Source organism: Ruegeria sp. BG11 (assembly GCF_056538565.1).
Genome location: NZ_JBQFTH010000008.1, coordinates 182,125 through 195,186, shown reverse-complemented (window position 1 = coordinate 195,186; position 13,062 = coordinate 182,125). Strand labels below are relative to the sequence as shown.

Below are 13,062 nucleotides of genomic sequence, written 5' to 3'. Positions count from 1 at the left end.
CCGGGGCGTTTTCTTGGGACCTCTCATGCTCAACATTCTATCTGCCATCTTTGGCCCACACCGCGCCGTAACGATCTACGCCTTCCTAAAAACCTGGGGTTTGGGTCTGGCCGCTGCCGTGGTCATGGCTTTCATCGTCGGCGGTCTTTTCCTGTTGGGGGATGACGGCGAGCATGAGCATCATTCTTTCATGACCGTCCCGGTTCTGTCGGCCACAGCGATCAACGGGGACCTGAAAAACGGGGTCATCGCTTCGGTTCGTCTGCCGGATGGAACGGCCACGTCGATCACCTCGACCGAGGCGCCAATATCCCAATCGGTGGGCACCAGCGCCTGCGTGGAAAAACGCGTCTACGTGGAAAGCGGAGAGGCACGGTATAGGTTCAAACTGCCTCGGTTCTGCGAGGCTGGTTAAAACCTAACGAACCAGAGAAAAACGCCCGGGCACTGCGCCGGGCGTTTTCTTTTTCAGAGCATCTGGAACAAGATCCCGGCGACAATCGCGCCCCCGACCCCGAGGGTCAGATAGGTGGCGAAGACGCGCGGTTTAACCAGTGACCAGACCGCAGCCATGGCCGGGATCGAGCTGACCGCCCCTGCCACCATGAAGGACATCGCAGCACCCGCCGTCATGCCTTGCTCCATCAACCCCGCCAAAAGCGGCGGCGCGACGTAGGAGTTCAGATAGGCGGGCATTCCGACTAGCGCGGCAACGACGATGGGCAGCACACCTTCTCCACCGACGACGCGAGCGATCAGGTCGGCAGGCACATAGCTGACCAGAAGCGCCTCAAGAACATAGGCCAGAGCAAGCCATTTCAGCAGGAAGATACCGTTATGCACGAACTCAGACCGGAAACGCTGACGGCGTTCGGGTTCCTGCCAGAACTTCCAGACGGGTTTGTCATCCAGCTTGGGGCCGCACCCACAGCATCCGGCGGGTTTGTATTCCCGCAGGGGCTGAGTGAAGGCTCCGTTGCGCATCAGAAGGCGCACGGCGAACCCGCCGAACAGACCTAAGGCAACCGCTGCAACGGCCTTGCCGATGGCAAAAGGCCACCCCAACGCGCCTGCGGTTATCAGCAATGTCGGCGGGTCGATCAGTGGCGAGCTGAGCCAGAACGCCATCACGGCCGAGAGCGGCGCACCCAGTGCCAGAAGCCCGGCAATGAACGGGATCACCTCGCAGGAACAAAACGGCGCAAGCCCTCCGAACAGGGCGGCCAGAAAGATCATCCTAGTTTCCCGCCCCTCAAACGCGCGCGCCACCATGACTTCGGCCCCAGTGGCTTTGAGATAGGACAGCAGAAGAACGGCGAACAGGATATACTGCCCTGTATGCGCCAGTGCCTTGGCGGCGAAGGTTACAACCTCTGCCCAGTTACCAGGATCGAAAACTGCGACAAGCGCCAGTATCGCGACGATCAAAGCCCAAGGCGTTTTGATCACATCCAACGCGAGTTTGGCCGAGGCTTTCGGGTTTTGTGATAGTTCAGCCATCGTTTGCGGCCTTTCCGACTTCGTCTGCGCAGCATTCACTGAGAATAAACTGCGCCAGGTTTCGCAATTCGTTGAAACAAGCGCGATTGATCGTCGTGCGCCCGATCTTTTCCTGTTCAACCACACCACCTGCAGCCAGAAACCGAAGGTGATGCGCAAGGGTGGAGGGGGCGATGCCGGTACGTGTCTGGATCTCACCCACGGTCAGACCGGCTTGCCCGGCCCTCACAAGTGTTTTCAGAACCTTCAACCGGGCCTCGGACCCCATGGCCGAAAATCCTGCTGCAGCGGTTTCCCACATCTGAATTCTCCATTAAACTAGATTTCTAGTTATTTAGGTGATTCGAATTTCCTCGTCAAGCCACATCACAAATTCACTCCGAGGCATGTAAGTCCAGATTGCCACCGCCTTAAGTCCAACCTATAAGCGCTCATGGCTATCTCGGTTGACACTTTCTTTCTTGAGCTGAACGGACAGGGGACGCTGCAGGCGCAAATCCAGCAGATGATCGCCGAAGGCATCCTGTCGGGCCGCTTCCACATCGGGGAAAAGCTGCCCTCGTCGCGCAAACTGGCGACCCATCTGGGCGTCAGTCGGATTACTGTGACGCTGGCCTATACCGAGCTTCTGGCCAATGACTATCTGACCGCCAAAGGGCGTTCGGGCTACTATGTATCCGAAAACGCGCCGGTCCCGCCGAAATACACGCCCGTCCCGCGCAGCGAAGAGACGGTCGATTGGGACAATGCGCTGGCCCGGCGGTTCTCGGGCGGCAATGTGCTAACCAAGCCTCAGGATTGGCGCAACTACAAATACCCGTTCATCTACGGGCAGGCCGACCGGACGCTGTTTGACCACGCGAACTGGCGGCTTTGCGCGGTTCGGGCACTGGGACACAAGGATTTCGAGTCCCTAACGACTGACTACGCTGATCAGGACGACCCGCTGCTGGTCGAGTTCATTGCCCGCCACACCCTGCCACGCCGAGGCATCACCGCCCGCCCCGAAGAGATCCTGATCACGCTGGGCGCGCAGAACGCGTTGTGGCTGGCCTCGCGCATTCTTCTGAAAAAAGGGCGCACAGCGGCAATTGAAGACCCCTGCTATTACGCTCTGCGTGAGCTGCTGAGCCATTCGGATTGCACTATGGCACCGATCCGCGTGGATGGTGACGGGCTGCCGCCTGAGGCTCTACCAGACGACACCGACGTGATCTTTACTACCCCCAGCCACCAAAGCCCGACAACGGCCACCATGCCCGTCAGCCGCAGAACCGCCCTTTTGGAACGCGGGAGCGAGCTGAACGCAATGATCGTCGAGGACGACTACGAGTTCGAGATGGCTTATCTGGGGGCGCCCTCACCCGCGCTCAAGTCGATGGATCGCGACGGGCGAGTAATCTATGTGGGCAGCTTCTCGAAATCGCTGTTTCCTGGGTTGCGACTGGGCTACATGGTTGGGTCCGAAACCTTCATCCGCGAGGCGCGCGCGCTTCGATCGCTCGTGTTGCGGCATCCTCCGGGGCATGTTCAGCGCACAGCAGCCTATTTCTTGTCCCTCGGGCACTACGACGCTCAGATCCGGCGCATGTCGAACGCCCTGGCCCAACGGCGCGAGGCGTTAGACAAAGCTGTTCAGGCCCATGCGCTGCAGGTCGCGGGGCGCGGCGTGCTTGGCGGGTCCTCCATTTGGATGCAAGCCCCTTCGCACGTAGACACCGCGCAACTGGCTGCCACATTGCAGGCGCAAGGTGTGCATATCGAACCCGGCGCGCCCTTCTTTTCGGGGCCAAGGCCGCCTCGGAATTTCTACCGTCTTGGGTATTCCTCAATTGCGCCCGACCGCATCGAGGCCGGAGTGAAACTGATCGCGGATGCGATCCGGGCCAGTTAACCGTCGGCTGGACGTATTCCGCCGCCGCATCTGGCCCTAACGCCATACGCAGGCTTGCGCCAAAACCGTATCAAAGGCCGGGCTGAACCCCTCCGGCCAATTCACGCATTCAGTCTTGGAGAGTCACCGATGAAAATGACCACGGAAGAAGCCTTCGTTAAGGTTCTGCAGATGCACGGGATCGAGCATGCCTTTGGTATCATTGGTTCGGCCATGATGCCGATTTCGGATATTTTCGGGAAAGCAGGCATCACGTTCTGGGATTGTGCGCATGAAGGCTCGGGCGGGATGATGGCCGACGGCTACACCCGCGCCACCGGCAAAATGTCGATGATGATCGCGCAGAACGGCCCTGGCATCACCAACTTTGTCACCGCCGTCAAAACCGCCTACTGGAACCATACCCCGCTGCTGCTGGTCACCCCTCAGGCCGCGAACAAGACCATGGGTCAGGGCGGTTTCCAAGAAATGGAACAGATGCGGATGTTCGCAGACTGCGTCTGCTATCAGGAAGAAGTGCGCGACCCGTCTCGGATGGCCGAAGTCCTCAGCCGCGTGATCACCAAAGCCAAGCGCGCCTCCGCCCCGGCACAGATCAACGTGCCCCGTGACTTCTTCACTCAGGTTGTCGATATCGAGCTGCCGGCCGTGGTCGAATTCGAACTGCCTTCGGGCGGCGCCTCTGCCGTAACCGAAGCTGCAGCTCTGCTGTCCGATGCCAAAAACCCGGTCATTCTGAACGGTGCTGGCACGGTGCTGTCAGCAGGCGGCATCGAAGCGTCGAAAGAACTAGCCGAGCGTTTGGACGCCCCCGTGTGCGTTGGCTACCAGCACAACGACGCTTTCCCCGGCTCGCACCCGCTGTTTGCCGGCCCTCTGGGTTACAACGGCTCGAAAGCTGCGATGGAGCTGATCAAGGAAGCGGACGTTGTTCTGTGCCTTGGTACCCGTCTGAACCCGTTCTCGACCCTGCCCGGATACGGTATGGAATACTGGCCGACCGAAGCAAAAATCATTCAGGTCGACATCAACCCAGACCGCATCGGTCTGACCAAGAAGGTCTCGGTTGGTATCGTCGGTGACGCAGCCACTGTTGCAACCAACATCCTGGTACAGCTTTCGGGCACTGCGGGCGATGAAGGCCGCGATGCGCGTAAGGCGAAAATCGCTGAAACCAAGTCGCGTTGGGCGCAGGAACTGACCTCGATGGACCACGAGCAGGACGACCCGGGCACAACTTGGAACGAACGCGCCCGTGCTGCCAAGCCCGACTGGATGAGCCCGCGCATGGCATGGCGTGCGATTCAATCCGCTCTGCCGAAAGAGGCGATCATCTCGTCCGATATCGGCAACAACTGCGCCATCGGCAACGCTTACCCCTCGTTTGAGGAAGGCCGCAAGTATCTGGCCCCGGGCCTGTTCGGCCCCTGTGGCTATGGTTTGCCGTCAGTGATCGGCGCCAAGATCGGCTGCCCGGATGTGCCTGTTGTTGGTTTCTCGGGCGACGGTGCCTTTGGCATTGCCGTAACCGAGCTGACGGCGATCGGCCGTGAGGAATGGCCCGCCGTGACCCAGATCGTCTTCCGTAACTATCAGTGGGGCGCGGAAAAGCGGAACTCGACCCTTTGGTTCGACGACAACTTCGTCGGCACCGAATTGGACACCAAGGTCTCTTACGCCGGTATCGCAGAAGCCTGTGGCCTGAAAGGCGTCGTCGCACGTACGCAGGACGAACTGACAGCTGCGCTGAACCAGGCGATCGAAGATCAGAAGAACGGCATCACCACCTTGATCGAAGCCATGATCAACCAGGAACTGGGTGAGCCTTTCCGTCGCGACGCGATGAAGAAGCCGGTTGCGGTTGCGGGTATCGAAGCAGCAGACATGAAGCCGCAAGTCGAGGCCTGATCGCGGTGAAGCCCCTACATCAAATTCTCGGGGCTGCGACCAGTTCCAAAAAGATCATCGCCCTTGCTGAGGGCGATGATCCACGTGTAGTAGAAGGCGCGTTGAAAGCACGTGCCGAAGATGCAGCCGATATTATCCTGGTCGGCGATCAGACCAAAGTTGCCTCTTTGCTGGCTGAAAAAGGCGGAACGGATGTTGCCGGGATAGACATCCACGATCCGGCTACTTCGCCCCACTTGGATCGCTTTGCCAATGCCTATTTCGAACTGCGCAAACACAAAGGCGTAACACCTGTGACTGCGAAGTCTCTGGTGCAAAATCGTCTGAACTACGCCGCTATGTTGGTCCATATCGGGCTGGCTGACGGCACGGTCGGCGGTGCTGTGGAAACCACCTCGGACACTGTTCGAGCCGCTTTGCAGATCATCGGTAAAGCACCTGACGCCCATATGGTGTCCAGTTTCTTTCTGATGATCTATGACCGCAACCATCACACGGTTCATGGCGTCCATATTTTCGCCGACTGCGGGTTGGTCGTTGATCCGAACGAACGCGAGTTGGCTGAGATCGCTCAGGCCTCGGCCGCGTCCTATCGTACACTCACCGGAAAAGAGCCTCGTGTTGCGATGCTGTCTTTCTCGACGAGCGGCAGTGCCAGCCATCCGAAAGTGTCCAAGGTGGTTGAGGCCACACAAATTGCCAAAACCGCCAATCCAAACCTGGTCATCGACGGAGAGTTGCAGTTCGACGCTGCCTATGTGCCAGAGGTCGCCAGGAAAAAGGCCAGGAATTCGCCACTGGAAGGGAAAGCAAACGTGTTTGTCTTTCCCAACCTAGATGCGGGCAACCTAGGGTACAAGATCGCCCAGCGCATTGGAGGTGCCGAGGCCATTGGGCCCGTTCTCCAAGGCTTGGCAAAACCCGCAAACGACCTGTCGCGCGGTTGTTCTTCGGACGATGTGTTGCACATGATCGCTGTGACCGCAGTGCAGGCACAACAAGTGGGTTCATCGCAAGAGCCAGTTCATCCAGCTACTGCATAACCTCTGCGGCTTTGCCGCTTAACTGTAAACGTGTTCAAGAAAGATCAACGAACCGATGCTGGGTAAGACTGAACTCAAAAGCTCCTTCGGCGCGGATGTCGCCCAGACGGCTCGAACATTGTTCCCCGGGGTTATGGTGGCGATCACTGTTGCTGTGACGGCAAAATTCCTGTCGGAACACTATGCGACCCCAGCCATGCTGATGGCCTTGCTGCTTGGCATCGCGCTCAGCTTTCTGGGCGAAGAAGGCAAGACCGTCCCCGGCATCGGTTTTGCGGCCAGATCCCTACTGCGCCTCGGCGTAGCGCTTTTAGGTGTGCGCATTTCCATGACGCTGATGATGGGGCTGGGTTGGGACCTGATCGCCCTTGTGGTTGGCGGCGTATTAGCCACCATTGCGTTCGGTCTTTTGATCGCACGGTTCTTTGGTCACAAATGGCGCTTTGCGTTCCTAACGGCGGGCTCTGTCGCCATCTGCGGCGCGTCTGCGGCAATGGCGATCAGTGCCATCCTGCCTAAAGACGAACGATCCGAAGAGCGGCTGATTTTCACCGTTCTCGGCGTCACTGTCCTGTCGACCATCGCCATGATCGCCTATCCGATTCTAGTGCGCACGCTGGGCATGGATGACGTAGCGGGCGGTGTGTTTCTGGGCGGAACGATCCACGACGTGGCACAGGTTGTCGGCGCAGGCTTCTCAATCTCTGAACAAACCGGCGACACCGCCACGCTGGTCAAACTATTCCGCGTGGCGATGCTGGCCCCGGTGGTTCTGGTCGCCTCGCTGATCATCCGCAGCGTCACCGACATGGACGAAGCAGGCAAGCGCCCTCCGATCCTACCCGGCTTTGTGATCGGGTTTCTGGTGCTGGCTGCGGCCAGCTCGTTCGGCCTGATCCCGCCCTTCCTGTCCGAGTTACTTAGCCAGACATCCCGCTGGCTGCTTCTGATCGCAATCGCTGCGGTTGGAATGAAGACGAACCTGAAACAAATCCTCTCGGTCGGAGGCGCAGCCATCGCCCTGATCGTCGTGGAAACTCTTTTTATTGCAGGAATTATCCTCGCCGGACTAACATTCCTAACCTGACCCGCCGCCCCGACATAAGGACGCCAGATGACAATCCAGCAACCGAAGATCGACACCAGCCCGAAAGTCTCGGACGAGATCCGGCGTACCACCTGCTATATGTGCGCCTGTCGCTGCGGCATCAATGTTCACATGAAGGACGGCAAGGTTGCCTATATCGAGGGCAACCGTGATCACCCGGTCAACAAAGGCGTGCTTTGCGCCAAGGGCAGCGCCGGCATCATGCAGGTTAACGCGCCCTCGCGCCTGCGCAAACCCCTGCGCCGCGTTGGCCCGCGCGGCTCGGGTGAGTTCCGCGAGATCGAGTGGGACGAGGCGATCAGCACCGCCGTCGGTTGGCTGAACGAGTTGCACGAGACTGCCCCGCATAAGCTTGCCTTCTTCACTGGACGTGATCAGAGCCAGAGCTTCACCAGCTTCTGGGCACAGAATTTTGGCACACCCAACTATGCAGCGCATGGCGGGTTCTGCTCGGTCAACATGGCAGCGGGCGGCATCTACACGATGGGCGGCGCGTTTTGGGAGTTCGGCCAGCCCGATTGGGATCACACCAAGCTGTTCATGCTGTTTGGCGTGGCCGAAGACCACGACAGCAACCCGATCAAGATGGGCATCGGCAAGATCAAGGCGCGCGGCGCGCGGGTGATCGGGGTGAACCCGATCCGCTCGGGCTATAACGCGGTGGCTGACGATTGGGTCGGGATCACGCCGGGCACCGACGGGCTGTTCATCCTGTCGCTGATCCATGTGCTGATGAAGGCTGGCAAGATCGACCTCGACTACCTTGCCCGCTACACCAACGCGCCGGTTCTGGTGAATGCTTCTGACGGCCCGGAAAAGGGCCTGTTCCTGCGCGATGCCGACGGAAAGCCTTTGGTGATCGACCGTGTGACCGGCGAACCAACCGCCTTTGACAAACCCGGCGTGCGCCCGGATCTGTCCGCCACCTACGACAAGGATGGCGTAACTCACCGCCCGGTCTTCCATCAGATGGCCGAGAAATACCTCTCGGACGATCACGCCCCCGAAAATGTGGCCGAGCGCTGCGGCATACCGGCCCAGAAAATCCGCGCCATCGCCGCCGAAATCGCCCGCGTCGCTTTTGATGAGGCCATCGAACTTGACCAGGAATGGACCGACTTCCGGGGCGAAAAGCACGCCAAAATGACTGGCCGCCCGGTCAGCTTCCACGCCATGCGGGGGATCTCGGCACATGCCAACGGCTTCCAGACCTGCCGCGCGCTGCACGTACTGCAAATCCTGCTGGGCACGGTCGAGGTTCCCGGCGGCTTTCGCTTCAAACCGCCCTACCCAAAACCCGTCGAGGCGCACCCGACACCGCACGGAGACCGCCGCCCAGGCCGCCCACTGGAAGGCCCTCACCTTGGCTTCCCGCGCGGCCCCGAAGACCTGCTGCTAGACGAGGACGGCACCGCTCAGCGTATTGACAAAGCCTTCACGTGGGAAAACCCGATGTCGGCCCACGGGCTGATGCACATGGTGATCTCGAACGCCGCCGCAGGCGATCCCTACAAGATCAACACGTTGTTCATGTATATGGCGAATATGTCGTGGAACTCCTCCATGAACACCAAAGGTGTAATGGAGATGCTGTCGGCCAAGACCGAAGACGGCACATACGTCATCCCGCATATCATCTACTCGGATGCCTATTCATCGGAAATGGTCGCCTATGCCGACCTGATCCTGCCCGACACCACCTATCTTGAACGGCACGACTGTATCTCGCTACTGGATCGCCCGATCTGCGAAGCCGACGCTGCCGCCGATGCCATCCGCTGGCCAGTGATCGAACCCGATCGCGACGTGCGCGGGTTCCAATCGGTGCTGATTCAACTCGCCAACCGCATGAGCCTGCCGGGCTTTACCAACGAAGACGGAACACCCAAGTGGAAGGACTATGCCGACTATATCGTCAATCACCAGCGCAAACCCGGCATCGGCCCGCTGGCCGGGTTCAGAGGCGAAGATGGCACCAAGGAAGGGCGCGGAGAGGTCAACCCAGACCAACTGAACCGCTATATCGAAAACGGGGGCTTCTACGTCGCGCATATCCCGGAAGGTGCGGATTACTACAAACCGTGGAATGCCGCCTATCAGGACTGGGCCGTTGGAATGGGTCTTTATGACAGCCCGCAGCCCTACCTGTTTCAGCTGTACTCTGAGCCGATGCGCAAGTTCCAACTGGCCGCCGAAGGACATGGACCGAACCAGCCCCCCGACCACCTGCGACAACGCATCAAGGATGCCATGGACCCTCTGCCAATTTGGTACGAGACCGACCAACAGGGCAACGAGGGCTTCACCGTCAACGCTCTTACTCAGCGCCCCATGGCGATGTATCACAGCTGGGGCACCCAAAACGCGTGGCTAAGGCAACTGCACGGGCGCAACCCGCTTTACGTCCCAACGAAGCTGATGCGCGAACACGGGCTGCAAGACGGCGATTGGGCCAAAGTCACCTCTCCTCACGGCGAGATCACCGTCCCCGTGATGGAAATGGCCGCGCTGAATGAAAACACCGTTTGGACTTGGAACGCGATCGGCAAACGCAAAGGCGCATGGGCTTTGCAGGAAGACGCGCCTGAGGCGACCAAGGGTTTCCTGCTCAACCACCTGATCCACGAATTGCTACCGCCTAAGGGCGACGGTATGCGATGGGCCAACTCGGACCCGATCACCGGTCAGGCCGCGTGGTTCGACCTGAAAATCAGAATCGAAAAAGCCGCCCCTCCAGCGGATACCGAAAGCCAACCCGAATTTGCCCCGATCAATTCCCCCGTCGGCACCGGCCCGAAGGATATCGCGTGGAAGGTAGGCAAATGAGCAGGATCCAATCTTCATCTGGCCAAAAATATCTCGGGGGTGAATTGAGCCAACGGCTCAAGAGGGGGCTGGCCCCCTGCCCCGCCTACCAAAGCCGAGGTTCCTTGCTATGACGCAACTCCCCCAATCTACCGAACGCAAAATGGGCCTCGTCATCGACTTGGATACCTGTGTCGGCTGCCACGCCTGCGTGATCTCATGTAAAGGCTGGAACACCGAAAACTACGGTGCACCCTTGTCTGATCAGGATGCCTATGGTGGCAACCCATCGGGCACATTCCTGAACCGAGTCCACTCCTACGAGGTCACACCGGCCGAGGGCCCCGCCCAACTGGTTCACTTCCCCAAATCCTGCCTGCATTGCGAAGACGCGCCCTGCGTCACGGTCTGCCCAACTGGGGCCAGCTACAAACGGGTCGAGGATGGGATCGTGCTGGTCAACGAAAGCGACTGCATAGGTTGCGGCCTCTGCGCCTGGTCCTGCCCCTATGGCGCGCGGGAAATGGACATGGCCGAGGGCGTGATGAAGAAATGCACCCTCTGCGTCGATCGCATCTACAACGAAAACCTGCCCGAAGTGGATCGGGTGCCGTCCTGCGTCCGCACCTGCCCAGCCGGAGCGCGTCATTTCGGGGACCTCGGCGATCCTAACAGCAACGTCAGCAAGCTGGTCGCTGAACGGGACGGCATGGACCTGATGCCAGAAATGGGCACCAAACCCGTCAACAAATACCTGCCGCCCCGCCCCAAGGATCAGATCGAGGACCAGATCGACATTCTGGCCCCACTGCTGGCCCCCGTCGCGGAAGAGCCCAAAGGGTTCCTCGGCTGGCTTGACAAAACTCTGGAGAAGCTCTGATGCATCCGGCCCCTTCCGTTATCATCTTCACCACCCTTTCAGGCCTTGGCTTTGGGCTGCTGTTTTTCCTGGGCCTCGGCATGCCAAAAGTTACAGGCTGGGTCGCCTTTGTTTTATTCCTGATTGCGTACGGGCTGGCCGTCGGCGGATTGCTGGCGTCAACCTTTCACCTCGGTCACCCAGAGCGGGCGTGGAAAGCGTTCACGCAATGGCGCTCAAGCTGGCTCAGTCGCGAGGGCTGGTGCGCGGTGATCGCACTGGTGCTGATGGGCCTGTTCGCAATCGGTTCAGTTTTCATGGGCGAACGCTGGAGCCTTTTGGGTTGGCTCGGTGCGTTGTTCTCGCTGGCCACGGTGTTCACCACGTCGATGATCTACACCCAGCTCAAGACAATCCCCCGTTGGAACATGAAGCTGACACCAGCCATGTTTCTCAGCTTCAGTTTGGCCGGAGGGGCCTTGATCGCCGGTCAAACCTCGGTCGCGCTGCCTTTGCTGTTGATCGCCGCTCTGGTGCAGATTCTGTATTGGCGTCAGGGGGACAAGGCGCTTGCCAGCTCGGGGACTGACCTTGGGACAGCAACAGGATTGGGTCAGCGCGGGTCGGTGCGGGCGTTTGAGCCTCCGCATACCGGGACCAACTACTTGCTACGCGAGTTCGTCCACGTGGTTGGCCGCAAACATGCCGAGAAGCTTCGGATCATCTCGTTTCTGTTGGCTTTTGTTCTGCCCGTCGTATTCATCGCGATCCCGTTGGAAGAGCTCGCGCTAAAACACCTGCTTGCGCTGCTGGCAGTGGTTTCTCACCTGGCAGGGGTTGCTGCGTCACGCTGGCTGTTCTTCGCGCAGGCGGAGCATGTGGTTGGGCTCTACTACGGCAAACGTTGAGCACCTTTGCAGCAAACGAAAAAGGGCGGCGCTCGATATTCGAGGCCGCCCTTTTCATTAGAACGTCTAATTTAGATCAGACCTGCATGCGCCATCGCGGCTTCGACCGCAGTCTTGGTGCTGTCTTCAAGTTCAGTCAGAGGTGAGCGAACTTCGGTGCTGCACAGGCCCAGTTTACTCAGCGCGTATTTAGCGCCGACTAGGCCGGGCTCGATGAAGATCGCTTCGTGCAGAGGCATCAGGCGATCCTGATAGTCCAGAGCCTTGGCGTAGTCGCCCGCCAGCGTGGCCTGTTGGAACTCGGCGCAAAGTTTCGGAGCCACGTTGGCCGTGACCGAAATACAGCCTACCCCGCCATGCGCGTTGAAGCCCAGCGCGGTGGCGTCTTCGCCCGACAGCTGACAGAAGTCGGCGCCACAGCTTGCGCGCTGCTGGCTGACGCGCGCCAGATCGCCCGTCGCGTCTTTGACACCGACAATCCATGGCAGTTTTGCCAGTTCACCCATGGTCGCGGGGGTCATGTCGATGACCGAACGGCCCGGGATGTTGTAGATGATGATCGGAATCTCGGCGCAATCGTGCAGAGCGCGGAAATGGGCCAACAGGCCATTCTGTGTAGGCTTGTTGTAGTAGGGTGTGACCACTAGTGCCGCATCGGCCCCGACATTCTTGGCAAACTGGACGAATCGAACTGCCTCGACCGTGTTGTTTGAACCTGCGCCCGCAATCACCGGCACCCGCCCCGCAGCAGCTTTGACCACTTCGGCCACAACGGTTTCGTGTTCCTCATGGCTCAGCGTTGGGCTTTCACCAGTGGTGCCTACGGGAACCAGACCGGTCGAGCCTTCCTTTATCTGCCATTCTACCAAGTGTTTGAGCGTATCCAGGTCCAACTCGCCGTTGCTGAACGGGGTGACGAGGGCTGGCATTGAGCCTTTGAACATGGGTCGCGCTCCTTGAAGTGCGGTTGCAGTATTTGCGCCATCCTCGCTCACGTTTTTGGCTTTGTGAGTTGATACTGGCGGCGCAAGGTTTAT

11 protein-coding genes are annotated in these 13,062 nt (G+C 59.4%); 8 read left to right on the top strand and 3 right to left on the bottom strand.

Going from position 1 to position 13,062, the window contains the following annotated elements:
• The first annotated feature begins 25 nt into the window (after nucleotides 1–25).
• Nucleotides 26–415, top strand: coding sequence for a hypothetical protein (locus tag ACR0JF_RS14685; RefSeq protein WP_170661522.1), 390 nt, complete (start codon nucleotides 26–28; stop codon nucleotides 413–415).
• Between the two features lie 53 nt (nucleotides 416–468).
• On the opposite strand, the gene ACR0JF_RS14680 is transcribed toward ACR0JF_RS14685, so the two are convergent.
• Nucleotides 469–1,500 (bottom strand): permease, encoded by a 1,032-nt coding sequence (locus ACR0JF_RS14680; protein WP_170661523.1) that lies wholly within the window; start codon nucleotides 1,498–1,500, stop codon nucleotides 469–471.
• Complete coding sequence (locus ACR0JF_RS14675; RefSeq protein WP_170375462.1) at nucleotides 1,493–1,801, bottom strand: ArsR/SmtB family transcription factor; 309 nt, start codon at nucleotides 1,799–1,801, stop codon at nucleotides 1,493–1,495. The genes ACR0JF_RS14680 and ACR0JF_RS14675 overlap by 8 nt, the downstream gene beginning before the upstream one ends.
• A 132-nt stretch (nucleotides 1,802–1,933) precedes the next feature.
• Between ACR0JF_RS14675 and pdxR the strand changes: the two genes are divergently transcribed.
• From pdxR to ACR0JF_RS14640, 7 genes are all read left to right on the top strand, one after another.
• Entirely contained in the window at nucleotides 1,934–3,394 is a 1,461-nt protein-coding gene (gene pdxR / locus ACR0JF_RS14670) for a MocR-like pyridoxine biosynthesis transcription factor PdxR (protein WP_170661524.1), read from the top strand.
• Nucleotides 3,395–3,523: 129 nt separating this feature from the next.
• Complete coding sequence (gene xsc, locus ACR0JF_RS14665; RefSeq protein ID WP_170661525.1) at nucleotides 3,524–5,302, top strand: sulfoacetaldehyde acetyltransferase; 1,779 nt, start codon at nucleotides 3,524–3,526, stop codon at nucleotides 5,300–5,302.
• Nucleotides 5,303–5,307: 5 nt separating this feature from the next.
• Entirely contained in the window at nucleotides 5,308–6,345 is a 1,038-nt protein-coding gene (pta, locus tag ACR0JF_RS14660; RefSeq protein ID WP_170661526.1) for a phosphate acetyltransferase, read from the top strand.
• A 55-nt stretch (nucleotides 6,346–6,400) separates the two neighbouring features.
• Nucleotides 6,401–7,432, top strand: a complete 1,032-nt coding sequence (locus tag ACR0JF_RS14655) for a putative sulfate exporter family transporter (RefSeq protein ID WP_170661527.1) — start codon at nucleotides 6,401–6,403, stop codon at nucleotides 7,430–7,432.
• A 27-nt stretch (nucleotides 7,433–7,459) separates the two neighbouring features.
• Entirely contained in the window at nucleotides 7,460–10,279 is a 2,820-nt protein-coding gene (locus ACR0JF_RS14650) for a molybdopterin oxidoreductase family protein (RefSeq protein WP_170661528.1), read from the top strand.
• A gap of 109 nt (nucleotides 10,280–10,388) precedes the next feature.
• A complete protein-coding gene (locus tag ACR0JF_RS14645) occupies nucleotides 10,389–11,138 on the top strand; it encodes a 4Fe-4S dicluster domain-containing protein (RefSeq protein ID WP_170661529.1) in 750 nt (249 codons plus the stop codon).
• Nucleotides 11,138–12,025 carry a DmsC/YnfH family molybdoenzyme membrane anchor subunit gene (locus tag ACR0JF_RS14640; protein ID WP_170661530.1) on the top strand — a complete coding sequence of 296 codons (888 nt, stop codon included), beginning with the start codon at nucleotides 11,138–11,140 and terminating at the stop codon, nucleotides 12,023–12,025. The genes ACR0JF_RS14645 and ACR0JF_RS14640 overlap by 1 nt, the downstream gene beginning before the upstream one ends.
• 71 nt (nucleotides 12,026–12,096) lie before the next feature.
• Here ACR0JF_RS14640 and dapA read toward each other — a convergent pair whose 3' ends face one another.
• Nucleotides 12,097–12,969, bottom strand: coding sequence for a 4-hydroxy-tetrahydrodipicolinate synthase (gene dapA, locus ACR0JF_RS14635; RefSeq protein WP_170661531.1), 873 nt, complete (start codon nucleotides 12,967–12,969; stop codon nucleotides 12,097–12,099).
• Between the last annotated feature and the right edge of the window lie 93 nt (nucleotides 12,970–13,062).

What these genes read in the sequence shown, in the direction of transcription:
- ACR0JF_RS14685 (WP_170661522.1), top strand. Translation starts at nt 26, where the DNA reads ATGCTCAACATTCTATCTGCCATCTTTGGCCCACACCGCGCCGTAACG.
- ACR0JF_RS14680 (WP_170661523.1), bottom strand. Translation starts at nt 1,500, where the DNA reads ATGGCTGAACTATCACAAAACCCGAAAGCCTCGGCCAAACTCGCGTTG.
- ACR0JF_RS14675 (WP_170375462.1), bottom strand. Translation starts at nt 1,801, where the DNA reads ATGTGGGAAACCGCTGCAGCAGGATTTTCGGCCATGGGGTCCGAGGCC.
- pdxR (WP_170661524.1), top strand. Translation starts at nt 1,934, where the DNA reads ATGGCTATCTCGGTTGACACTTTCTTTCTTGAGCTGAACGGACAGGGG.
- xsc (WP_170661525.1), top strand. Translation starts at nt 3,524, where the DNA reads ATGAAAATGACCACGGAAGAAGCCTTCGTTAAGGTTCTGCAGATGCAC.
- ACR0JF_RS14655 (WP_170661527.1), top strand. Translation starts at nt 6,401, where the DNA reads ATGCTGGGTAAGACTGAACTCAAAAGCTCCTTCGGCGCGGATGTCGCC.
- ACR0JF_RS14650 (WP_170661528.1), top strand. Translation starts at nt 7,460, where the DNA reads ATGACAATCCAGCAACCGAAGATCGACACCAGCCCGAAAGTCTCGGAC.
- ACR0JF_RS14645 (WP_170661529.1), top strand. Translation starts at nt 10,389, where the DNA reads ATGACGCAACTCCCCCAATCTACCGAACGCAAAATGGGCCTCGTCATC.
- ACR0JF_RS14640 (WP_170661530.1), top strand. Translation starts at nt 11,138, where the DNA reads ATGCATCCGGCCCCTTCCGTTATCATCTTCACCACCCTTTCAGGCCTT.
- dapA (WP_170661531.1), bottom strand. Translation starts at nt 12,969, where the DNA reads ATGTTCAAAGGCTCAATGCCAGCCCTCGTCACCCCGTTCAGCAACGGC.